The organism is Serratia fonticola (assembly GCF_001006005.1).
GTDB lineage: Bacteria > Pseudomonadota > Gammaproteobacteria > Enterobacterales > Enterobacteriaceae > Chania > Chania fonticola.
Map to the genome: position 1 here is coordinate 5,313,499 of NZ_CP011254.1, position 24,065 is coordinate 5,337,563.

At 56.3% G+C, this 24,065-nt stretch carries 19 protein-coding genes; 4 read left to right on the top strand and 15 right to left on the bottom strand.

Features of this window, described 5'->3' with window-relative positions; genetic code table 11:
- The first annotated feature begins 294 nt into the window (after window positions 1-294).
- On the top strand, window positions 295-1,269 hold the full coding sequence (locus tag WN53_RS23600) for an alpha/beta hydrolase (RefSeq protein ID WP_024485427.1): 975 nt from the start codon (window positions 295-297) through the stop codon (window positions 1,267-1,269).
- Window positions 1,270-1,434: 165 nt separating this feature from the next.
- Here WN53_RS23600 and WN53_RS23605 read toward each other — a convergent pair whose 3' ends face one another.
- Window positions 1,435-2,844: an aminotransferase-like domain-containing protein gene (locus WN53_RS23605; protein ID WP_024485426.1), complete on the bottom strand. Its 1,410-nt coding sequence runs from the start codon at window positions 2,842-2,844 to the stop codon at window positions 1,435-1,437.
- Between the two features lie 141 nt (window positions 2,845-2,985).
- On the opposite strand from WN53_RS23605, the gene WN53_RS23610 reads away from it, so the two are divergent.
- From WN53_RS23610 to WN53_RS27760, 3 genes are read left to right on the top strand one after another with little or no spacing between them, the layout of a single operon-like run.
- On the top strand, window positions 2,986-4,386 hold the full coding sequence (locus WN53_RS23610) for a cytochrome ubiquinol oxidase subunit I (protein WP_024485425.1): 1,401 nt from the start codon (window positions 2,986-2,988) through the stop codon (window positions 4,384-4,386).
- A gap of 2 nt (window positions 4,387-4,388) precedes the next feature.
- Window positions 4,389-5,396: a cytochrome d ubiquinol oxidase subunit II gene (cydB, locus tag WN53_RS23615; protein WP_024485424.1), complete on the top strand. Its 1,008-nt coding sequence runs from the start codon at window positions 4,389-4,391 to the stop codon at window positions 5,394-5,396.
- Between the two features lie 14 nt (window positions 5,397-5,410).
- Entirely contained in the window at window positions 5,411-5,554 is a 144-nt protein-coding gene (locus WN53_RS27760; RefSeq protein ID WP_370454334.1) for a DUF2474 domain-containing protein, read from the top strand.
- Between the two features lie 2 nt (window positions 5,555-5,556).
- On the opposite strand, the gene WN53_RS23620 is transcribed toward WN53_RS27760, so the two are convergent.
- The 14 genes from WN53_RS23620 to WN53_RS23685 all read right to left on the bottom strand — a co-directional run bounded on the left by WN53_RS23620 (window position 5,557) and on the right by WN53_RS23685 (window position 23,894).
- Window positions 5,557-6,645 (bottom strand): fatty acid desaturase family protein, encoded by a 1,089-nt coding sequence (locus tag WN53_RS23620; RefSeq protein ID WP_024485423.1) that lies wholly within the window; start codon window positions 6,643-6,645, stop codon window positions 5,557-5,559.
- A gap of 2 nt (window positions 6,646-6,647) precedes the next feature.
- On the bottom strand, window positions 6,648-7,742 hold the full coding sequence (locus WN53_RS23625; protein ID WP_024485422.1) for a fatty acid desaturase family protein: 1,095 nt from the start codon (window positions 7,740-7,742) through the stop codon (window positions 6,648-6,650).
- The gene (locus WN53_RS23630) at window positions 7,735-8,853 is read right to left on the bottom strand and encodes a sterol desaturase family protein (protein WP_024485421.1); all 1,119 of its coding nucleotides are present in this window, start codon (window positions 8,851-8,853) and stop codon (window positions 7,735-7,737) included. The genes WN53_RS23625 and WN53_RS23630 overlap by 8 nt, the downstream gene beginning before the upstream one ends.
- Entirely contained in the window at window positions 8,850-9,467 is a 618-nt protein-coding gene (locus WN53_RS23635) for a phosphatase PAP2 family protein (protein WP_024485420.1), read from the bottom strand. The genes WN53_RS23630 and WN53_RS23635 overlap by 4 nt, the downstream gene beginning before the upstream one ends.
- A complete protein-coding gene (locus WN53_RS23640; RefSeq protein ID WP_024485419.1) occupies window positions 9,464-10,750 on the bottom strand; it encodes a F390 synthetase-related protein in 1,287 nt (428 codons plus the stop codon). Before WN53_RS23640 ends, WN53_RS23635 begins: the two co-directional genes overlap by 4 nt.
- The gene (locus WN53_RS23645; RefSeq protein ID WP_024485418.1) at window positions 10,747-11,553 is read right to left on the bottom strand and encodes an MBL fold metallo-hydrolase; all 807 of its coding nucleotides are present in this window, start codon (window positions 11,551-11,553) and stop codon (window positions 10,747-10,749) included. Before WN53_RS23645 ends, WN53_RS23640 begins: the two co-directional genes overlap by 4 nt.
- On the bottom strand, window positions 11,546-12,562 hold the full coding sequence (locus tag WN53_RS23650; RefSeq protein ID WP_024485417.1) for an NAD-dependent epimerase/dehydratase family protein: 1,017 nt from the start codon (window positions 12,560-12,562) through the stop codon (window positions 11,546-11,548). Before WN53_RS23650 ends, WN53_RS23645 begins: the two co-directional genes overlap by 8 nt.
- Window positions 12,559-13,566 (bottom strand): 3-oxoacyl-[acyl-carrier-protein] synthase III C-terminal domain-containing protein, encoded by a 1,008-nt coding sequence (locus WN53_RS23655; protein WP_024485416.1) that lies wholly within the window; start codon window positions 13,564-13,566, stop codon window positions 12,559-12,561. The genes WN53_RS23650 and WN53_RS23655 overlap by 4 nt, the downstream gene beginning before the upstream one ends.
- A 530-nt stretch (window positions 13,567-14,096) precedes the next feature.
- Entirely contained in the window at window positions 14,097-14,774 is a 678-nt protein-coding gene (gene narI / locus WN53_RS23660) for a respiratory nitrate reductase subunit gamma (protein WP_024485415.1), read from the bottom strand.
- A 2-nt stretch (window positions 14,775-14,776) separates the two neighbouring features.
- On the bottom strand, window positions 14,777-15,499 hold the full coding sequence (gene narJ / locus WN53_RS23665; RefSeq protein ID WP_024485414.1) for a nitrate reductase molybdenum cofactor assembly chaperone: 723 nt from the start codon (window positions 15,497-15,499) through the stop codon (window positions 14,777-14,779).
- On the bottom strand, window positions 15,496-17,040 hold the full coding sequence (gene narH, locus WN53_RS23670; protein WP_021805674.1) for a nitrate reductase subunit beta: 1,545 nt from the start codon (window positions 17,038-17,040) through the stop codon (window positions 15,496-15,498). The genes narJ and narH overlap by 4 nt, the downstream gene beginning before the upstream one ends.
- Complete coding sequence (locus WN53_RS23675; RefSeq protein WP_024485413.1) at window positions 17,037-20,798, bottom strand: nitrate reductase subunit alpha; 3,762 nt, start codon at window positions 20,796-20,798, stop codon at window positions 17,037-17,039. The genes narH and WN53_RS23675 overlap by 4 nt, the downstream gene beginning before the upstream one ends.
- Before the next feature lie 406 nt (window positions 20,799-21,204).
- Entirely contained in the window at window positions 21,205-21,951 is a 747-nt protein-coding gene (locus tag WN53_RS23680) for a transcriptional regulator (RefSeq protein WP_024485412.1), read from the bottom strand.
- Between the two features lie 545 nt (window positions 21,952-22,496).
- Window positions 22,497-23,894, bottom strand: a complete 1,398-nt coding sequence (locus tag WN53_RS23685) for a NarK family nitrate/nitrite MFS transporter (protein ID WP_046808330.1) — start codon at window positions 23,892-23,894, stop codon at window positions 22,497-22,499.
- Window positions 23,895-24,065: the final 171 nt, after the last annotated feature.

Sequence of the window (24,065 nt, forward strand, 5' to 3'; positions counted from 1 at the left end):
AATATTCAATAATTATGCATTTGTAATGATTAATGGCAAAAATAGGGCCTAAAATCATCAGCGACGGAGAAATCCTATTCAATCGCAAAATTCTTCCGCTTTTCTGATCCTGCTCGCAAAAATAATTGCGCTAGAGGACGGGTTCGGCGCCTTTTTGCACCGCAATTGTGCAATGCGCCCTCATTTAGCGCAGCAAAATGCCCCTCAGCAGATTACGGGTTAACCCCCAGTCTTTGACTACACTGTTAAGCTACCCCGTACTCAATGATCCTCCTCAACGTTAAGGATCCCAACATGAGCAAGAAAACCTTTGATGCCACCCAGCCCGCAGCAGTTAAAGACGTAGCCGCCTTTCTGGCGGAGTTAAATGCCAGCGGCGGCAAACCGATGGAACAGATGAAGCCGAAGGAAGCCCGTAAGGTGTTGGAAGGCGCGCAACGCAGCGTGGAGGTGGTACAGCGTGAGGTCGAGATCGAAGAGAAAACCATTCACGTGGCTGGTCAGGACATCCTGCTGCACATCGTGCGTCCGCCACGAGTGAAAGGTAAATTGCCGGTATTTATGTTTTTCCACGGCGGCGGCTGGGTATTGGGTGACTTCCCTACCCACGAACGATTGGTGCGCGATCTGGTTTACAGTTCAGGAGCGGTCGCGGTGTTTGTCAATTACACACCGTCGCCAGAAGCCCAGTATCCCACCGCCATCGAGCAAGCCTACGCGGCGACGGAATGGGTGGCGGAATACGGAGAAAAAATCAACGTCGACGGTACCCGGCTGGCGGTAGTGGGTAATAGCGTTGGCGGTAATATGGCGACGGTGGTCAGCCTGATGGCTAAAGAGCGAGGCACACCGGCACTGCGCTGCCAAATCCTGCTATGGCCGGTCACCCACGCCAGTTTTGATCGTGATTCCTATCATCAATTTGCCGAAGGCCATTTCCTGACGCGCAATATGATGAAGTGGTTTTGGGACAACTACACCACCGACAAGGCCCAGCGTAAGGAGATCTACGCCTCACCGCTCAATGCGAGCCTGGAGCAGCTGCGAGGGCTGCCACCCGCGCTGATCCAGACCGCCGAGCTGGACGTATTGCGGGATGAGGGGGAAGCCTACGCCCGCTTGCTGAACGCGGCTGGCGTCGAGGTGACCGCCACCCGCTACAATGGGCTGATCCACGATTACGGCCTGTTAAACCCGCTCGCCCAGGTTCCGGCGGTGCATTCGGCTATTCATCAGGCCGGACGTGCATTGAAGCATTATCTGGCCTAGATGACTGAGTTTACTACCGCGCCACCAAAGCCTGAGGCAGGTGGGAATATTGCAGGTTAGCTGACCGTTGAGCGCAAGGATGCGCGATACGAGCCTCCAAGGACGGATTCACGGCGTGTCGGCGTTCTGCATATTCCCACCTGTAGCACTATTCTACGCAGCTAGTTAACCCAACCCCCGGATCAGCCTGGCCAAGGTCTTGATGGCGGTTTCAAGCCTGTCGCTCCACTCGAAGGAGGCGTTCAGGCGGAAACAGTGGTTGAAACGATCGCCGGTGGTAAACATTCGCCCCGGCGCAATACTGATGCCCTCTGCCAGCGCACGCTGGTAAAGCTCCATGGATGACTGTGTCGCCTCCAGCTCCAGCCACAGGAAATAGCCTCCGTCCGGCTGGCTGACCTTCACCGTGGGCGGGAAGTGATGGGCGATCGCCTGATGCATGGCGCTTTGGCGCTGGGCCAATAAACGCCGCAGGCGACGCAGATGGGTATCATAGCCGCCATGCAGCAGATAATCGGCGATCGCCATCTGGGTCGGCACGCTGGTTGAAACGGTGCTCATCAGTTGCAAGCGCTGGATCTGCGGCGCGAAACGCCCTGCCGCCACCCAGCCCACACGGAACCCCGGAGCCAGACATTTTGAGAACGACGAGCAGTGCAAAATCTGCCCGCCCTGATCCAACGCCTTGGCAGGCAAGGGCCGCTCGGCGCTGAAATAAAGCTCGCCGTAGACATCGTCTTCCAGCAACGAGATCTGATGCTCGCGCAGCATCGTCACCAGCCGTTTTTTATTCTCGTCCGACATGCTCGACCCTTGCGGGTTCTGGAAATGGGTCATCAGCCAGCAGGCCTTGATCGGATACTGCTCAATCGCCTGCTGCAACGAATCCAGATCGATCCCATGCTGCGGATGGGTAGCGATCGCCACCGCTTTCAGCTTCAGGCGTTCCAGCGCCTGCAACGCACCGTAAAATGCCGGGGATTCAATCGCCACCGTATCTCCCGGCTGCGTCACCGCTTGCAGGCTGAGGCTTAACGACTCCATCGCCCCGGCGGTGATCACAATCTCATCAGGGGAGACCTGCATCCCATTCAGCGCATAGCGTTGGGCAATATGGCGACGCAATGCCTCGTTGCCGGGCGGCAAATTAGCAAGCGAGCTGTGAGGTGTGAATTTCCGCGCCACGCTGCTCAGCGCCCTGGCCAGCTTGGGTTGCATAAACAGGGTGGCATCGGGGAAAGCCGAGCCGAAGGGCACAATCTCTGGATCCTTACAGGCTTGCAGCACGTCAAAGATAAAAGCGTTGATATCTACCTGTTCGCTCACCAGCAGTTTTTCACCCCGGACGGGCTGTGGTAACGCCTGTGAACGCGCGGCCACATAGTAACCAGACTGCGGCCGCGCTACGATCCAGCCCTGGCTTTCCAGCAGCTGGTATGACTGCACCACCGTCATCAGGCTCAGCCCGGCACGTTTACCACTTTCCCGCAGCGAGGGCAGTTTGTCCCCAGCACGCCAAACCCGGCTCTGGATCTGTTCGCGGATCTGCTGGGCAAGCTGTTCATATCTGGTCATACAATTCCAACTGTTATAGTAAAAAGTGAAATAACTGTCACTGTTATCGTTACTCTACTCCATGCTCTACTTAGCGCAAGTTTTAATAAGCAAGCTATCGCTTTCCTAAGAGGCCGATTATGAACAAATCAAGGAGGCTCCATGTTCGGACTTGATGCATTGGAGCTGGCACGGATCCAGTTCGCCTTCACCGTTTCCTTCCATATTATCTTCCCGGCGATCACCATCGGCATGGCCAGCTATCTGGCGGTGCTCGAAGGCCTATGGCTGAAAACCGGCAATCAGGCTTACCGGGATCTGTACCACTTCTGGTCGAAAATCTTCGCCGTTAACTTCGGCATGGGCGTAGTCTCGGGCCTGGTGATGGCCTATCAGTTCGGCACCAACTGGAGCTTTTTCTCCGAGTTTGCTGGCAGTATCACCGGCCCATTGCTGACCTATGAAGTGCTGACTGCCTTCTTCCTCGAAGCCGGTTTCCTGGGCGTGATGCTGTTTGGCTGGAACCGTGTTGGCCCCGGTCTGCACTTCTTTGCCACCTGTATGGTAGCACTCGGCACGCTGATCTCCACCTTCTGGATCCTGGCCTCCAACAGCTGGATGCAGACCCCGCAGGGGCATGAGATCATCAACGGCGTCGTCGTGCCGGTTGACTGGTTCAAAGTGATCTTCAACCCGTCCTTCCCTTACCGCCTGCTGCATATGACCACTGCGGCATTCCTGTCGTCGGCCTTCTTTATCGGTGCCTCGGCGGCATGGCACCTGCTGCGTGGCCGTGATACGCCAGCCATGCGCAAAATGCTGTCGATGGCCATGTGGATGGCACTGATCGTCGCCCCTATTCAGGCGGTGATCGGCGACGCACACGGCCTCAATACGCTGAAATATCAACCGGCCAAAATCGCCGCCATCGAAGGCCACTGGGAAAACCCGCCGGGAGAGGCCACGCCGCTGATCCTGTTCGGTTGGCCGGATATGGAACGTGAAGAAACCCGCTTCAAGGTGGAAATCCCTTACCTGGGCAGCCTGATCCTCACCCACAGCCTCACCGAGCAGGTTCCGGCGTTGAAATCCTTCGCACCGGAAGACCGCCCTAACTCCACCGTGGTGTTCTGGTCGTTCCGCATCATGGTGGCGCTGGGCATGCTGATGATCCTGGCTGGCGTGTGGAGCCTGTGGCTACGCTGGCGCGGCGGACTGTATCAGTCCAAACCCTTCCTGTACTTCATTCTGTGGATGGGGCCTTCGGGGCTGATTGCCTTGCTGGCGGGCTGGTTCACCACCGAGATTGGCCGCCAGCCATGGGTCGTCTACGGGCTGCAACGCACCGCCGATGCCGTCTCTGCCCACGGTGACATCCATATGAGCGTGAGCCTACTGGCCTTTATCGCCGTCTATTGCTCGGTGTTTGGCGTCGGCTACTCCTACATGATGCGTCTGATCCGCAAAGGCCCACAGACCCATGAAGGTGACGAGCCCAGCGGCCACGGCACACCGGCACGCCCGCTCTCAGCGGTACACGAAACTTTGGACGACAGGAGCTGAACATGGGTATCGATCTTCCGTTGATTTGGTTTGTGATCATCGTGTTCAGCACCATGATGTACGTGGTCATGGACGGCTTTGATCTGGGCATTGGCATTCTGTTCCCGTGGGTGAAAAACAGCCACGATCGCGATGTGATGATGAATACCGTGGCACCGGTGTGGGACGGCAACGAAACCTGGCTGGTGCTCGGCGGAGCCGCCCTGTTTGGGGCTTTCCCCCTGGCGTATGCGGTGATCCTGGACGCGTTGGCCATTCCCCTCACCCTGATGCTGTTTGGCCTGATCTTTCGCGGCGTAGCCTTTGAGTTCCGCTTCAAGGCCCAACCGGAAAAGCGCCATATCTGGGATAAGGCATTTATCGGCGGTTCAATCCTGGCAACCTTCTGCCAGGGCGTGGTGGTCGGGGCGATTATCGACGGCTTCCCGGTGGAAGGCCGTGCCTATGTTGGCGGCCCCTTCGACTGGTTCACACCGTTCGCCCTGTTCTGTGGTTTGGGCTTGGTAGTGACCTATGCGTTACTTGGCTGCACCTGGTTGGTGATGAAGACTGCCGGAAGCTTGCAGGCCCGGATGCATCGTCTGACCACCCCGCTGTTGGCTAGCCTGCTGCTAATCTTGCTGGCCGTCAGCGTGTGGACGCCAATCGCTCACCCTGAAATTGCGACCCGCTGGTTCAGCCTGCCGAACCTGTTCTGGCTGCTACCGGTGCCGCTGTTGGTGCTGCTCAGCGCCTGGGGTATCTGGCACGGCGTACGCCACGATGCCCACTATTCGCCGTTCCTGTTGACGCTGTTGCTGGTGTTTCTGGGGCTAAGCGGTCTGGGTATCAGCATCTGGCCGCTGCTGATCCCACCGACCATCACCCTGTGGCAAGCCGCTGCGCCGCTACAAAGTCTGGGCTTTATGCTGGTGGGCGCGCTGTTTATTATTCCGATTATTTTGGTCTACACCTTCTGGAGCTACTACGTGTTCCGCGGCAAGGTGAGCCATGAGGATGGGTATCACTGATGATGAACAAGACGATGAATGAGAAGAGCGCCACCATTCCCTGGTGGAAACGCGTCGGCTGGTTGGTGGTTATCTGGAGTGCGAGCGTCTTGGGGTTGTTTTTGGTCGCTTCGCTATTCCGCCTGCTGATGACCGCCGCCGGGATGAAGCCGGAATAACTTTACTGCTTCCCCATCGATCCCAAAAAACGCTGTTGCATCTGCAACAGCGTTTTCAGATCCAGGCACTGATAATCCAGCCCGTGTTGAGCCGCAACCTCGGCAATAATCTTCGCCAGAGCCGGGTAATGCCGATGGCTCCAATGCGGGAACAGATGATGGGTCAGGTGCAGGTTGGCGCCGCCCAGCCAGTAGCCAACCCAGAGCGGCTTGGCCTGCCAGTCGAAGGTGGTGGCAAACAGATGTTGATACCAGCCATGCACCATCTTGCCCTGCTCGGGAGCCTGATAAAAATTGGCTTTGGCCCAATGGGTACCGACAATCAGCATCACAAACACCAACGACGACAGCATCTGGCTCAGCAGGTAAGTTAGCCATATCGCCGTGGCGCTGATCTCAGGTGGCATCAGCCAGAGCGGGATTGCCAACGCCAACGTGAAGTGCGCCAGCTTGCTCAGCAAGAAAACGCCCCAGCCTTTGCTCCCCTGCAACATCATCTTGGGCGTCATGCGCGTTTTGCCAGCCCGATCCAACCAGTCAAAAAGCCAGATGTAATACGGGAAAGTCAGTGCCGCCACTATCGGCCAGTAGTATTGCTGCAAACGCATAAAGGTTTTGCGCTGCTGGAACGGCGTTTGCCGCAGCACGCCGTTCGGCTCAATATCCGGATCGTAACCTTCGATATTGTTGTAGGCATGGTGGAAGATGACGTGGCGCACCCGCCAACAGTCCGCATCCAACCCCAACGGGATGCTCACAATAAAGTTAAGCCAGTGGTTCAGCCGTGCCTGTTTGAAAAAGGCATTGTGTGAGGCGTCGTGCACCACGTTCACCGTCAACATCATGGCGGAGAAAATAAAGCCGACGTAGCAGCCGAAATAGGCCCAGGCGTTTTGCTGCTGCAAACTGAGTGCATAAAAGCCCGCGCACACCAGGATCAGCAGCAACACCTTAGCGAACATCCCACGGTCGGCAAAGCGGTGGTCGCCCCGCTCCGCCAGATAGGCCTGGCTGCCACGCATCAGCGCCAGATGAATGTCGCGGTTCTCCCGTTGGAACGTCAAGGGCCGCAGCGGCGTGGTATCAGGCATCTTCATAGCGGTTGTTGCCCCATCGCACGCAGAAAGCGCTGCTGCTGTTGCAACAGCTCACGATAGCCGATGCAGCGATAATCCATGCCATAGCGTGGCGCAAGTTCGGCCAGTATGGCGGCCAGCGCCGGATAATGGCGGTGATTCCAGCCGGGGAACAGATGGTGGGTGAGATGATAATTCAGCCCGCCGGTCAGATGATGCATCCACTTCGGCGAGGTTTCCCAGTCACAGGCGGTGGCAAAGTTGTGCCGATACCAGCCCTGCGGCATTTGGCTTCCTTCTGGCACCTCGTAAAACTCAGCCTGCGCCCAGTGAGTCCCCAACAGTAAGAACACCACCAGCAGCGAGGCCAGCATCTGGCTCAGCAGATAGGCGATCAGCACCGTCTGCCAGCCAATGCCGTGTTGCTGGCAAACTACCAACGGGATCACCAGCACCACCAAAATGTGGCACAGTTTGCTAGCAATAAATACTGCCCAGCCTTTGCGCCCAGCCAGCACACCCTCAGCGGCCAACGGAGTTTTGCCCAATCGGTCCGACCAATCAAACACCAGCGCAATATAGGGCAGCGACAAGGCGGCAATCAGCGGCCAGTAAAGATGCTGATAGCGCATGTGCGCCCGCCATTGTTGGAACGGCGTCTGGCGGAAAAAGCCGTTCTCTTCGGTATCCAGATCGTAATGTTCAACGTTGGCATACACATGGTGATAGCTGACGTGCCGCGTCCGCCAGTAATCCGGATCGACCCCCAATGGGATCGTCACCAAACGCCCCGCCAGGCGATTCACCCAAGGAGTGCGGGCGAACGCATTATGCGAAGCGTCATGATTGACGTTGACGTTCAGCAACATGCCCATCATGACAAAAGCGAAATAGCACAGCATAAACGCCAGCCCCTGCTGCTGCACCAGGCTGAGCAGGTAGAACCCCACGCACAGCAACAGCAGGACGATAGCCTTGACCCAGCGGGCTACATCGGCAAAGCGGTGATCGTCGCGACCACTCAGATAAGCATGGGCTCGACGTTTCAATTCACGATGAAACGCCTGCTCCCCATCCGCAGGGAAAGAGAGTGGCGGCAACGAGTCAGCCATGCGCAGCTTCCTTCTGGCGTCCCCAACCAGCGGCGACGGCGCAGCCATGCACGGCAATGCCGCAGGTCATCAGCCACCAGTAAGGTTGGTGCCACCCCAGCGCCAACAACAACAGCAGTGGAGCGGCCAACGCCACCAGTAACCAGGTCTTTACGCCCCAGCTACGGCCTTCGGCAATCCCACCCAGCGCCACCGCGCCTACCGCCAACAGCATAAACAGCGCCGCCTGCTCGCCAGTCAGGCCGTTGTAGCCGTACCCGAAGCGATAAACATAGCCCAGCACCAGGGCGAACAGCAGCAACGCACCACTCACCATGCACCAGGCGGAACTGCGGAAACGGCCGCTATTGGCCGAGGGTTTGAAAGGCAGTTTGAAGTAGCGCAAAAACGGCTGATTACTGGCCCAGAACGGGTTAGCCGAAGATTTCTCCCCGCGTACGCCATAGGCGAAAGGCTCGGTTGGCAGCGATGGGCCAAAGGTGCCAAACAGCTTGTCCCAGAAGATAAAGCTGCCGCCAAAGTTACGGTTGGAATAGGCCAGATCGTTGACGTGATGTACCCGATGATGCGCTGGGGTAACAAAGATTTTTTCCAGCAAGCCCAGCTTTGGGGTCAGCGCATTATGGTTAAACAGTTGAATGCCGTAATGCAGGATCGAAACGGTGATAAACACCGAAAGCGGCACACCGGCCAGCGCCAGCAGCATAAAGAACGGGATCGACGTTAATGACGAATACCACGAGTTACGTACGCCCAACGACAGATTGAAGTGTTCGCCCTGGTGATGCACCACATGCACCGCCCACAGCAGGCGGAAACGGTGATGCAGACGGTGTAACCAGTAAAAACCAAAGTCCCACGCCAGCAGGGCAAACAACCACACCAGCGCGACCGGCCAGCTATCTACCAAGCCCAGGCTGTAATGGCTTGCCACATAGCCATAGCAGAAGATCTCCAGCCCCCGGAACAGCCACAGCATGATATGCCCGGAGTTGAGGTTGAAGATCACATCGTGCCAATCAACGCTGCCCCGGTTGCGCTTTTGCAGCCACAGGGCTTCGCCCAGCACCACGCACAGCATAAATATTATCGGTATTACCAGATCGGTCATGGTCGTTCTCCCTGACGATAATCACTGACAATCCATCGAACATGCTGGCAAGCATAGCCGACGGCCATGGCCAGCACCGCCCCACTGAGCAAATCCACCAGCAGGTGACGGCGCAGTTGCAGGATTGAGAAGGCAATCGCCAACCCCCAAACTGACAACAGTACGCTGCGCCATTTTTTCCGGCTGTCCGCCACGCCCCACACGGCCAGGGCCGTCAAGGCTATATGCAAAGAGGGTAAGCAGTTTTGTTTTGAATCAATTCCGATCAATGCCGCCAGCATGGTGGAGCTGAGTGAACTGCCGTGATCGACCGGGTAGTCCATCGTCGTCGGCCACAGCAGATAGATGGCCCCCGCAACAATAGCGGCAAGCTGCATTGAGCTTCTAAGCCATTTGATCCGGCTCAGCGGACACAGCAGATAGCACAGCGGAACGATCAGGAAAAAAGACAGGTATAGCCAGATAGCATGCGGGCTGAAGGGGATAGCGCGATCCAGCCAACTCGGCATCAGCTGATAACCCGCTCCTTGCCATCGGTCAGTAGCGTTATAAATCAGGCCAACAAAGCCCCAGCCCAGCAGCATTTGCCATAGGCGATAGATCACCTCTTTCATGGCGCCTCCGGCAAACGCACGATGCGTCGGCGTTTAGCATCAAACTGCGGCATGATACTTTGCGCGGTCAGTTGCCACTCCAGTTGCTGCACCGCGATACCTTGCTGGATAAACAGCGCGATTAGCTGCTGCTGACAATGTTCCAGCTCGGCAGGGCTACAGTCGGCCATCAGGTGCAGCCGTTGGCTAGACAACTGGGTCAGGCGATAATCCGCCACAGCGGGCAACGCGTTGGCAATCACCCGGCGGCACAGGTCGGCAAAGACTCGCTGCGCTGCGCCCTGCAATCCTGGCAGCAACAGTTGATCGTCACAGCGCCCTTCAATCCGCTCCAACGCCATGCTGGCCTGGCCGCATGGGCAAGGCTCCGCACGCCGCACCAGAATATCATCCAGCCGATAACGCACGATCGGCTGCGTACGGCGGGTAAAATCGGTGATCAGCGGGGTAAAGCGCTGCTCATCGATCCACTGCGGTTCCACGTGAATAAACTCTTCGTTCAGATGCAAGGTGCCGTGGCTACAGGTGGCAGCCAGAAAACCTTCGGTGGCTTGATAGACTTCGCCCACGTCGGCAAATACCCGCTTTAGCAGTTGGCGATCCTGCGGCTCCAGCACCTCGGCCACCGAGATCACCTTTTTCACCTGTAGTCGTAACTCGCCCCGCTCGACCGCATTAGCCAACGCGCACAATACCTGCGCAGGTGCGACCACGATGGTGGGTTGCTCGCGTTCAATCTGCGGTAAGTGCTCGGCAAAGGGAGCAAACAGATCGTAAAACGTCAGGCTCAACCAGCGGTTGTTGACGCTGTGGTACAGATTGTTGTCCGCACGCAGAAACAGCGCGACCCGCTCACCGGCAAACACCCCTTGCGGCAGCATTTTGGCCAGCATGCCGCCAGCCCAGATCTGCTGTTCCTGCGGGCTGACCACAAACACGCCGCGTCGCCCAGAGGTGCCGGTCGATAAACCCACGCTGTATTTGCCCACTTTTGGGGTGAAATCGCGATCGGTTTCGCTGCGCCGGGCACAGGCCAACAGAGCCTCAAGTTGCAGCCCGGCGGTATTCATCCGATCAAAATGCGTCATCATGATCGCTTTGTCCATTTCTGGCCATTCGCTCACAGGTAACAGACAGTATGGCCGGAAATAGGGGCTATGCGCCAATACCCGACGGGCAAAGCGTTTTAACTGACGCGCCTGATAAGCCTCCAGTTCTGCCCGTTCGGTGAAATGCAGCCTGCGTGCTCGCAGATAGTGCCATAGCGTCATCAGCGGGATCATAAATCCCCCTCATGGCACAACAGGATCTCTGCCGCGCCGCCGTGATGCAGTTGGTTGAGCGCTTCAAGGGTTTGGTAGTAGCTACGCGGATTATCCATGATCAGGTTCGCCAGCCGTGAAGGACCACGCAGTTGCTGGTAGTTCAGCGGCGACCAGGCGGCATCGCTTGCCAGCAGCGTCCAGCCCGCGTCGGTTTGGACAAAGGCACCAAGATGGCCCGCCGCATGGCCTGGCAGAGGCACAATGAGGATTTGCCCATCGCTGCCCGGCAGCGCATATCCCTGCTGGAACGGTGCCAGTTCGGCTGGCAGACTCTGTAGCGGGAATGACTCCACAAACTGCAATGCGGATTCAAACTCCTCGGGGATCAACCCCGGTATAAACGCCCGCTTCAGGGCGGCAAAGCCACGCAGCTCACGAGTTTGCTGCCAGCCCTCACCGGAACAAATCATGTTGAGGCTGCTGAAATCACGCAGGCCAGCGATATGGTCAGCATGAAAATGGGAAATAATCACCGCCTCAATATCACCCACACTGACACCCCGGCTACGCAACTGCTCAAGCAGCGCCTGCTGTGGGCTGAAATAGACCGGGGTAATCTGGCTATACAACCGGAAAATACCGCTGGCGGTGTACTGTTGGAAATAGCTGGCATAACCGGTATCCCATAGCCAGCGACGCTCGCCCACCTCCAGCAGGTAGGCACGGGAAGGGAATTTGCAGCTACGCATCGGCGAGCCACGCAGCGCCATGCAGCCAAGGTGGGTGCAATAGCCGATTTCAAAGGTGGTGATGTTAGCCATGCGCCGCCATCCCCTGCTGTTTCATCCATTGCCCGGTCAGCTCAATCCCCTGCTCCAGGCTATAACGTGGCCGGTAGCCCAGCTCTTCAATCGCGCGGCTGTTATCCAGCGTCATATCAAAATAGGCGGCCGCCGCGCTGTAACGCGTCAGCATCGGCTCTTTGCCGGTAAAATGGGCTATCAATTCCATGCCACCTGCCACCGCCCACAACAGCCGATAAGGCAATGCCTGCACCCGATATTGCCAGCCTAACTGCTGGGCTAGCAGTTGGTGCAGCATATCCTCCAGCCGCTGCGGCTGTTGGTTGGTGATGTTATAAATGCCGCCGGAAGGCAAATTCGGCCGGTTGCTGGCCAGATCCATTGCATGCACTACGTTGAGCACAAAGGTCAGATCCAGATAGGCTTTACCGCCACCGGGCAGGCGCAGAGCACCTTTGTCACGCTGCATCTGGGCCAGGATCCTGGGTACGATCACTCGGTCATGCGGGCCAAACAGGCCACGCGGGCGCAGGATCAGGTAGGTGGTTTGCGGATAGCGATGCAGCAGCGCGCTAATGCTCTGTTCGGCAGCATACTTGCTGGCAGCGTAATGATTGGCAAACCGGCGGGCAGACTCACCTTCGGTGATGTTGTGATGATGTTTGAAATCAAAATAGATCGCTGGCGTCGAGATATGGATAAAGCGTTTCACCCCGCAGCGCCCGGCAGCTTTGGCGAGCTTTTCCGTGACGTAGGTGTTGGCCTGGAAAAACGCCTTGCGATCGCCCCACGGGGAAGATTTGGCGGCACAATGCCAGACGATGTCATAACCCCTCATCAGTTGTTCGCACTGTTCCATCCCGGCACGGGTCAGATCTAACGGGGTAAACTTTGCCCCCAATGCCACCAACTCACGACCAACGGCCTCATCACGCCCGGTGGCATGCACCTGATGCCCGGCAGCCAACAGCCACTCGGCCGCATTGCGCCCTAACCCACTGGTTGCTCCGGTTACCAAGACTTTCATGGCAGCAGAACCATGCCGCCCAGGGTCAGCCCAGCAGCGGTACCGATCAACATTACCGGCTGATTGACATTCAGCCTGTCGGTGATCGCCGCTTCATGTAAAGCTGATGGAATTGATGCCGCCACCTGGTTGCCCCGGTAACGATAGATATCCACCAACGCCTCTGGCGCTACATGCAGCCTTTTGCGCATATGTTCCAGCGAGAGATGGCTGGCCTGGTGCGGCACCACGGTGGCGATTTGTGGCAAGGTGAGCCCTGCGGCGCTCAGCAAGCGCTCAAGGTAGCCTTCAATCAGCGCCGAGGCTTGGCGGAACAACTGTTTGCCCTTCATATGGAACAGAAAATCGCTGTCGTTCATCCCGGCACGCGGATTACGGCGTGTGCCACCGGCGCGGATTTCACACAGATCGCTGCCTTCCGGATAGGTTTCCATCAGGTAGGACAAAATCCCACTGCGCCCATCGCCGCGTTCCACAATGGCACAGGCGGCACCATCACCAAAAATCAGTGAGGACTCTTCATCCTCCCAGTCGATACCGCGCGAGGCAATATCGGCAGAGACGATGGCAATTCGCCGGTAAACGCCGGCGTTGAGTAGCCCAGCCGCCACCTGCAATGCGCTAATAAAGCTGACGCAGCTGGTATTGATATCAAAACCTGCGGTACCTGAGGCTAAGCCGGCGATTTTAAGAATATGCGCGGCACTAAAGGGCAATGCCTGTACGGCAATGGCCGAGGCCGAGATCAACAGATCGATGGAATCACGCGGGATAGCATGGCGAGCCAGCGCGTCATCCAATGCGGCGACGGCCAGTTCGGCCTGGCTGGCCTGATTGCTGGCATGAAAGCGATGAATAATCCCCGAGCGTTTTTCTACATAGCCGACGGGTTTGTTCAATTGCCGATCCAACGCCGAAGATTCGATGCAGCCGGGAGGCAAAGCCGCGCCGGTCGCGATGATTTTCAGCGGCAGGACGGGGTGGGACAGGTTATCAATGGTCATAGGTGTTCAGTCTGCTTATCCCTAACTCGTTTGGCTTAGCATCCAGCGTAATTAATCAAACCATTTACGCTCTTTTGATCTAGCCCTTATTTAACATCAGCATAATGAAAATCCTAACAGGAATTTTTACTGATTGATTCCGTTCGCTTAACTAACCTGGTAAACCATGCCGTTAACCTAATGGCACAGCCTAGATCAACGCCGAAAAGAGATCTATAAGAATAAGCTATTTGGCCTGCTCTGGGAAAACAAGGCGGGTCAAAGTTGCCCCTCACCCTAACCCTCCCCCACAGGGCTAGGGGACCGAACGTGCCACAGTTTAACTTCTGCGCCCAACCACAACACTGGAGCCGCTCCCTCTCCCTTTGAAAGGGTTAATGATGTCTCCGATCTGTACGGGGGAGAGGGTTGGGGTGAGGGGAAAAATCAATAATTGAATCAACGGTAAAAGAGTATTGGTTAAGCAGCAATACGAGGAAAGCAGAACAGCGGCAACGTCCAAAGACCTTGCCGCTGGGTAACGCGGGGAATTAACGGCGGTTACGTACCAACTGGTAGCGGCGAGTCAGATATTCCACCGGCACGCTCCAGATATGCACCAGGCGGCAGAACGGGAATATCAGGAACAGGGTCATGCCAAGCACGATATGGATCTTGAATATCAATGCAACCCCTTCCAGGTGCTGAGCCGCACCGCCATGGAAGGTCACCACCGCTTGCGCCCAGGCGACCAACTTCAGCATCTCGCTGCCGTCCATGTGTTGAGCAGAGAACGGAATGGTCAGCAGCCCCAGGCACACCTGCACGACCAGCAACGTCAGGATCAGGATATCCCCTACGCTACTGGTGGCGCGGATACGTGGGTTGGTCAAACGGCGCTTTAATAACAGCACACCGCCCACCAACATCATCACGCCGCAGGCCCCACCGGCAAACATCGCCATTTTCTGCTTCACGGCGATCGGCAGGAAAGACTCATACATCCAGTGCGGCGTCAGCATGCCGAGGAAGTGCCCGGCAAAAATGCCCAGAATACCGATATGGAACAGGTTAGAGGCCAGCCGCATGCCCTTTTTATCCAACATCTGGCTGGAGCCAGCACGCCAGGTGTATTGCCCATAGTCGTAGCGCAGCCAACTGCCGATCAGGAAGATCGCCCCGGCGATATACGGATAGATATCGAAAAAGAAAAGCGTCAGAAAGTGCATGATTAGCGTCCTTTGGTTGCCGTGGTCATTGAGCCCACATCCAGATACTGTGGCGCCACCGCCCCAGCAAAGCGCCGCTGGTGAGTGGCTTGCTGCGCCGAAGCACAGCCCTGCTCACCCAAAAACTTGATCTGTTCTTCTTCCCAGACGGCATCCAGTGCCTGTGGCGTGTCGTCACGTGTTTCACCGGCAACTTGTGGCTGCAAACTGTTGGCTGCAACGCCACTAGCAGACAACACCAGCAGCAGATCGAACAGCACCGCATACGGGCTTTGACGCTGCTGCAAACGAGCCCCCAGCAGGGCCAGAATGGGGGCGATATCCTGCAATCCGCCTTGAGCTTCCTCTTTGTTGCGGCTAGCCAGATACTCTAGGTACAGCGGCAGGAAGTCCGGCAGTTCGCGGCTGTCGATCTCCAGCCCGGCTTCGCGGTATTGCCCCATCAGATCGACCATCGCCTGGCCGCGATCGCGGGATTCACCGTGAACGTGCTCAAACAACAACAGTGAGGTCGCACGGCCGCGATCGAACAGTTCGCAATACTCCGCCTGCACGTCCAGCAACGGACGGGCGCAGAAGCGGCGGATAAACAGAATCAGTTGGGCGCTGTGATGCAAATCCAGTTCGCAGGCCGGTTCCAGGGCTTCCAGCAGATCTTGCTGATGGTCAAACAGCTCCTGCTCAGGATAATCCAGCAGGCGGGCAATAATTCGCAGAGCGATCATGAGGCATCCTCCTTGCGCGGGGTTTTCTGCGTCACGTCGATGGCATCGATGCGGCGGCTGTTAAACAGGTTGAACTTGCTGTCGCTGCCGTGGCAACCGTCGCCAAAGCTGAAGCCACAGCCTTTGCTTTCCGGGAAGGCTTCGCGCGCCAGCTCACGATGGCTGGAAGGCACGACGAAACGGTCTTCGTAGTTGGCGATCGCCAGATAGCGATACATCTCTTGCGCCTGCGCCTCTGTCAGTCCCACCTGCTCCAGCGCGCTGGTATCCACCACGCCGTCCACGGTTTCTGCCCGCTTGTAGTGGCGCATCGCCAACATCCGTTTCAGCGCCAACAGCACCGGAGCGGTATCCCCGGCGGTCAACAGATTCGCCAGATATTGCACCGGGATGCGCAGGCTTTCGACATCAGGCAACACGCCGCTGTGGGCCAACTCACCGGCATCAGCAGCCGACTGGATCGGAGACAACGGCGGCACGTACCACACCATCGGTAAGGTGCGATATTCCGGGTGCAGCGGCAGCGCCAGCTTCCAGTCCATCGCCATCTTGTAAACCGGCGACTGCTGCGCAGCCTCAATCACCCCTTGCGGGATACCGTCTTTCAGCGCTTGCTCAATCACCGCCGGGTCGTGCGGATCGAGGAAGATATCCATTTGGCTCTGATACAGGTCTTTATCGTTCTCTGTCGCGGCCGCTTGTTCAATGCGGTCGGCATCGTACAGCAGCACGCCGAGATAGCGGATACGCCCCACGCAGGTTTCTGAACATACGGTCGGCTGGCCAGCCTCAATCCTTGGGTAGCAGAAGATGCACTTCTCGGATTTGCCGCTCTTCCAGTTGAAGTAGATTTTCTTGTACGGGCAGCCGGTCAGGCACATCCGCCAACCGCGGCATTTATCCTGATCGATCAGCACAATGCCGTCTTCGCCGCGTTTATAGATCGCACCGCTCGGACAAGTCGCCACACAGGCCGGGTTCAAGCAGTGCTCGCACAGGCGTGGCAGATACATCATGAAGGTGTTTTCGAACTGGCCGTACATCGCCTTCTGCATGTTGTCGAAGTTTTTATCTTTGGCACGCTTGTCGAACTCGCCGCCGAGGATCTCTTCCCAGTTTGGGCCGCTTTCGATCTTGTTCATCCGCTGGCCGGTGATCAGCGAGCGCGGACGGGCGATCGGCTGATGCTTGCCCTGCGGGGCGGTATGCAGGTTCTGGTAGTCGTAATCGAACGGCTCGTAGTAATCGTCCAGTGCGGGCACGTCCGGGTTGGCAAAGATCTTCGACAGCAGGCCAACGCGGTTACCCATGCGCGGCTCCAACTTGCCGTTGATTTTGCGTATCCAGCCGCCCTTCCATTTATCCTGATCTTCCCAGGCGTTGGGATAGCCGATGCCTGGTTTGCTTTCCACGTTGTTGAACCAGGCGTATTCCATGCCTTCGCGGCTGGTCCAGACGTTCTTACAGGTCACCGAACAGGTATGGCAACCGATGCACTTGTCCAGGTTGAGCACCATGCCAACTTGCGAACGAATTTTCATTTGGCTTTCTCCTGCTGGCTGCCCTGTGCGTAGTCGTTACCTTCGCCGTCTAACCAGTCGATATGGTCCATTTTGCGCACCACCACAAACTCATCGCGATTCGAGCCAACGGTGCCGTAGTAGTTAAAGCCGTACGCCAACTGCGCATAGCCGCCGATCATATGGGTCGGTTTCGGGCACACGCGGGTCACCGAGTTGTGGATCCCGCCACGCTGGCTGGTGATTTCCGAGCCTGGAATGTTCACGATACGTTCCTGAGCGTGATACATCATGGTCATACCCGACGGAATACGCTGGCTGACCACCGCACGAGCGGTGAGCGCGCCGTTGGCGTTGAAGGCCTCGATCCAGTCGTTATCTTCAATGCCCAAATCTTTGGCATCGTCCTCACTCAACCAGACGATTGGCCCGCCGCGTGACAGAGTCAGCATCAACAGGTTGTCGCTGTAGGTGGAGTGAATGCCCCACTTCTGGTGCGGCGTCAGGAAGTTCAGCGCCTTCTCTTTGTTGCCGTTCGGCTTTTTATTCAGCAACGGCTGCGCGGCACGGGTGTCGATCGGCGGGCGATAGACCAGCAGGCTTTCCCCGAAGGCTCGCATCCACTCGTGATCCTGATACAACTGTTGGCGGCCGCTCAGGGTGCGCCACGGGATCAGCTCATGCACGTTGGTGTAGCAGGCGTTGTAAGAAACGTGTTCGTCTTCCAGGCCAGACCAGGTCGGGCTGGAGATGATCTTGCGCGGCTGGGCCTGAATATCGCGGAAACGGATCTTTTCGTCTTCCTTGTTCAACGCCAGATGGGTGTGATCGCGCCCGGTGATGTTGCTCAGTGCCTGCCAGGCTTTCACTGCCACCTGCCCATTGGTTTCCGGTGCCAGCGAGAGGATCACTTCCGCCGCATCGATAGCACTTTCGATCTTAGGCCGCCCAACTGCCGGGCCTTCGGTCTTCACGTAGTTGAGCTTTTTCAGGAAGTCGACTTCGGTCTGGGTGTTCCAACTGATGCCCTTGCCGCCGTTGCCAAGCTTGTCCAACAGCGGACCGAGCGAGGTAAAGCGCTCGTAGGTCGCGGGATAATCGCGTTCTACCACCATGATGTGCGGCGCGGTTTTGCCCGGGATCAGATCGCACTCGCCTTTCTTCCAGTCTTTCACGCCGTAGGGCTGCGCCAGTTCGGCGGCGGAATCATGCTGGATCGGCAGCGTGACAATGTCGGTCTCCTGGCCCAGGTGGCCAACGCACACCTCGGAGAACGCTTTGGCGATACCCTTGTAGATCTCCCAGTCGCTCTTCGAATCCCAGGCTGGATCGACAGCCGCAGACAGCGGATGAATAAACGGATGCATATCCGAGGTATTCATATCGTCTTTCTCGTACCAGGTGGCGGTAGGCAACACGATGTCGGAATACAGGCAGGTGCTGGACATGCGGAAATCAAGCGTCACGACCAGATCCAACTTGCCTTCACCACCATTATCCAACCACTCGACTTCCTGCGGTTTTACGCCGCCCTGCTGACCCAGATCCTGGCCCTGGATGCCATTCTCGGTCCCCAGCAGGTATTTGAGCATGTATTCATGCCCCTTGCCGGAGGAGCCCAGCAGGTTGGAGCGCCAGACGAACAGGTTACGCGGGAAGTTCTGCGGGTTGTCCGGCTGTTCGGCAGCAAAGCGGACGTTGCCCTGTTTCAGGCTATCCACGGTGAAGTCCAGCGGTGTCTGACCGGCCGCTTTAGCCTGAGCGGCCAGATGCAGCGGGTTGGTATCCAGTTGCGGGGCCGATGGCAACCACCCCATGCGCTCTGCACGCACGTTCAGGTCGATCAGGCTGCCAGCAAACTGGCTCTTGTCCGCCATCGGTGACAACAGCTCTTCGGTGCCAACCGTCTCATAGCGCCATTGGCTGGAGTGGTTGTAGAAGAACGAGGTGCTGTTCATATGGCGCGCCGGCCGTTGCCAATCCAGACCAAAGGCCAGCGGCGTCCAACCGGTTTGCGGGCGCAGCTTTTCCTGGCCGACATAGTGCGCCCAGCCGCCGCCGCTTTGGCCTACGCAACCGCAGAAGATCAGCATGTTGATCAGCCCGCGATAGGTCATGTCCATGTGATACCAGTGGTTGACACCGGCCCCAACGATAATCATCGAGCGGCCGTGGGTTTTCTCAGCGTTTTCGGCAAACTCGCGCGCAATGCGGATGATGTTTTGGCGTGAGACGCCGGTGATCTGTTCTGCCCAGGCTGGCGTATAGGCTTTGACCTCATCATAACCGTTGGCGCAGTTGGCATCATTCAGGCCACGATCCAGACCGTAGTTAGCCAGCGTCAGGTCGTAGACGCTGGTTACCAGCGCCTGGCTGCCGTCCGCCAGTTGCAAGCGTTTTACCGGCAGTTTGTGCAGCAGGATGTCGTCCAGCGCCACGCTGTTGAAATGCTCACTCTCGGCACCGCCAAAGTATGGGAAGCCAACGTCAACCACCTCATCATGGCTGCCTAGCAGGCTGAGTTGCAGCTCCACATCCTGCTGGGCTTTACCTTCACGCTGCTCCAGATTCCATTTGCCCTTCTCACCCCAACGGAAACCAATAGAGCCCTGCGGCGCCACCAGTTCACCGCTGGTCTGATCCAGCGCGACGGTTTTCCACTCGGGGTTATTTTCCTGGCCAAGGCCATCTACCAGATCGGCAGCACGCAGCAGGCGGCCAGCGGCGTAATAACCTTCGGTACGCGGCTCCAACAGCACTAGCATCGGCATATCGGTATAGCGACGTACGTAGTCGCGGAAATAACCAACTTCACGATCCAGATGGAACTCTTTAAGCATCACGTGGCCCATCGCCAGCGCCATGGCGCTATCGGTGCCCTGCTTCGGGTTCAGCCACTGGTCGCATAACTTGGCCACTTCCGCGTAGTCTGGCGTCACCGCGACGGTTTTGGTGCCCTTGTAGCGAACCTCGGTGAAGAAGTGGGCGTCCGGGGTGCGCGTTTGCGGCACGTTGGAGCCCCAGGCAATGATATACGAGGAGTTGTACCAGTCGGCGGATTCCGGCACGTCGGTCTGTTCGCCCCAGGTCATCGGCGAGGCCGGTGGCAAATCGCAGTACCAGTCGTAGAAGCTCAAGCAGGTGCCGCCAATCAGCGATAGGTAACGGGCACCCGCCGCGTAGGACACCATCGACATCGCCGGGATCGGCGAGAAGCCGATAATGCGGTCCGGGCCAAAGGTCTTGGCGGTATAGACGTTGGAGGCGGCGATCAGTTCATTGACCTCCTGCCAGCTGGAACGAACAAAACCACCGCGGCCACGAGCCACTTTGTAGCTTTTGGCTTTTTCCGGGTCGGAAACGATTGAACCCCAGGCATCCACCGGATCGCTGTGCAAGGCTTTAGCCTCGCGCCATAGCTTGATTAGGCGTTTGCGCATCAGCGGATATTTCAGGCGGTTGGCGCTGTAGAGATACCAGGAATAGCTGGCACCGCGTGGGCAGCCACGGGGCTCATGGTTGGGCAAATCTGGACGGGTGCGTGGATAATCGGTCTGCTGGGTTTCCCAGGTGACCAGACCGTTTTTCACATAGATTTTCCAGCTACAGGAGCCGGTACAGTTAACACCATGGGTGGAACGCACCACTTTGTCGTGCTGCCAGCGGCTGCGATAACCGTCTTCCCAATCGCGATTGGTGTTTAGCGTTTGGCCATGACCGCCAGAGAAAGGTTCGGCCAACTGCTTGAAGTAGCGGAACCGATCTAGAAATTTGCTCATCCGGAGTTCTCCTGAAGGCTCATTACCCTACGAGTTTCAAGCCGCAGCTTGAAAGACGACGGGCATATTGTTGTAAGAAGTTGCCAAGTGACATTGCTCAATCTGCGGCCAAGGCTACTGATGCTCTGCTGGGCGTAACTTGATTGCGATCAAGGGATTCGGGGAGAGAAAACCAGAGGGAAGGCACAAATACCACTAAAGGATGACAATTGGAAACCACCCTATCCTTCTGTAATAAAACAAGAATATTAAATTTACACAGCTAAGCGCCTGACGAGTACCCTGGCGCGGAAATTTGGGGGTAGTGGCGGTAAAACGGATGTGTGAGGCGAGGTTAATGACAAAATGACGGGGTAATTTTGCGCAGTTTAATACTCATATTTTAAACAGCTTGGAGGGGTCCCTGCTAGCGAGTGCGACATTCAACCCGCATTTCCTTTTCATTCCCCGCCAGATACACGCAGTTCAGCGCCTGTGGATTAACACCAGGTGAGGTGTCTAATGAAAAAGAGAGGACCATACGAGGGCTATTGAGCTGCTCATGCTGTATTGCAGGCCTGGTTCGACTGCCCAATGCATAGGATAAAAGTGAAACTGTCAACAGCGCAATAAACGCCGCCAGATACTTCAATATTCTGCCCCAAGGCGTTAGCGTGTTTCGCCTGGAATCAACCAAAGACGTTTCACTTAATAGCGGATTCATGAGGGAATAACCTTCCGGTAACGTTGCATTTTCAATAATTTCATCGGCCATATGATTTAATTTACCCTCAGATAAATCACCATTGAAAGTTTCAGTATCATCATTTCCAGGAATAATCCCCGTAACGACGGCAGATTCCCCTGATGATATAAAGTTAAAAATCGTTTTATCATCCACCTTATAACCAAGACGGGGAATGGTCCTGATGAGAGCATGCTCCGTGTCGCCAATTTTCTGGCGAATGGACTTAATCGTCTGATTTATTGTCGAGTCTGAGCAATAGGTGCCTTTCCAGATAGTCTCAATGATTTCTGAGCGGCTCACCAACTCTGGCGAGCGGTTAACCAGCAGGGAAAGGATCTGAAGCTCTTTCCAACGTAGGCGTGAACGCTGCCTGGAGGGGAGCAAAACATCAAAATTTATGATTTTTATTTCCTGTTCAGCGTCCACTTTTCATTTTCCTTATGAGTTCACAGCGTCCTCATTTGTATAGAAACATGAAAAAATGTTCAAGAATTTAAATATAAACTCAGTGAAATAGACTTACTTTATATTTCACCTATTTTTCATAACTTAGTGAAATCATGCAACTCACCGAGAAAAATCACCCCCCCTCCTGGCCCATGGTCAAATCAGACATAAACCACTCCACACCAAGGATTTGAGGGTTTATTTTATGATGATACAGTGGACATTAAGATTTCATTAATAGATAAAGATGGGATCATCTTATCCTCAATCAACAAAAGAAAAGCGATGTTAATATATACCTATAAAACCGCCAGGCGTCGGTAACATGACACAACGGAGTTTTGACCAAAGTAGCGGTGAACTCACCGATTGGCTATCAGTGAAACACCGTGTGGGAATTGAGAGAGAAGACACTCCCCGGCGAACGGGGAGTATCAGATGACTGACAGGCAATGTTGCTGAATGGGTAGGCGTCGCACATATTCGACCGAAGGGGCGCAGCATACTGCGCCCGCTTAACTCAACTAGCGTGAAACCTTTTTACGGCCGTAAACGCCCCAGGTGACCACGACACACAGAATATAAAACACCAGGAAGATCTTCATCGCCCCAGCCGGTGAGCCCGTCAACGCCAGCGAAGTCCCAAACGCCTTGGGAATAAAGAACCCCCCTGCCGCACCAATCGCCGAGATAAAGCCCAACGCCGCAGCCGAATCGGTTACCGCCTCCCGCTGTGCCAACTCATCGCTTCCTCCTTCGGCTTTCACTCTGTCCACGGTGATTTTACGGAATATCACGGCGATCATCTGGAAGGTCGAACCGCTGCCCAATCCGGCGGTAAGGAACAGCACCATAAACACGCCATAGAAGGCCATAAACGAGCCCTGATGATCGCTACCCGGCAAGGTCAGGAACAGCAAGGCAGCGAAAATAGCCATGACTATAAAGTTCAGCAGCGTCACACGAATGCCACCAAAGCGATCGGAAAGCGCCCCACCCACGGGACGAGCAAGTGCCCCAAGGAACGGCCCGAAGAAGGCATAATGCAGGATCACCACGTCAGGAAACTGGGTTTTCGCCAGCATGGCAAAACCGGCAGAGAAGCCAATGAAGGAACCAAAGGTTGCCAGATACAGCAGGCTCAAAACCCACAGATGCCCCCGTTTGAGTACCGGCAGCTGTTGGCGCAAAGAAGCCTTTGAGGCGGCCAAATCGTTCATACCGAACCAGGCCGCCAGCGTTGCCACCAGCAGGAAAGGCACCCAAATCCAGGCGGCGTTTTCCAACCACAGCTGGCTGCCGTCTGGCTGTATCTGCCCCGTACCGCCCAGGAAGCCAAACATGGCGAGCGAGATGGCTAACGGAGCCACCAGTTGCATCACGCTGACCCCCAGATTTCCCAGACCGCCATTCAGCCCCAGCGCGCCACCCTGCTTCGCCTTCGGGAAGAAGAAGCTGATGTTCGCCATGCTGGAGGCAAAGTTGGCCCCGGCAAAACCACACAACAGCGCAATAATGATAAATACGTTGAATGAGGTGCTCGGATCCTGCACCGCATAGCCCAACCACAGGCAAGGTACCAGCAGGAAACAGGTGCTGATGGCCGTCCAACGGCGGCCACCAAACATCGGGATCACGAAGGAATACGGCACGCGCAGGATCGCGCCGGAAACCGAAGGTAATGCGGTCAACAGAAACAGCTGATCGGTGGTGAAGTTAAAACCCACCTTATTCAGATTAACCGCCACGGCGCTGAACAGCATCCATACGCAGAAGGCGAGCAACAGGCAGGGTATGGAGATCCACAGGTTGCGGCGGGCGATGCGGTGCCCACTCTGCTGCCAGAATTCGCTGTTCTCAGGTTGCCAGTCCTGAATAACCGCACCCGTTTTTTTTGCTAAAGGCATTGCAGATTGCGACATAATAACCTCAGAAACACGGTGATAACTGCGCACACCCTAGTTGATCCCCTCAAGCGGTAAAGTTGACGCAAATCAATGAGCAAGCAGGTAACTCATGGCGCAAAAACCTCATACATCCCTTAGTGAGTAGCTCATTAAGGCCAGCTAATCTATTGGTATTCAGCAGGTTAT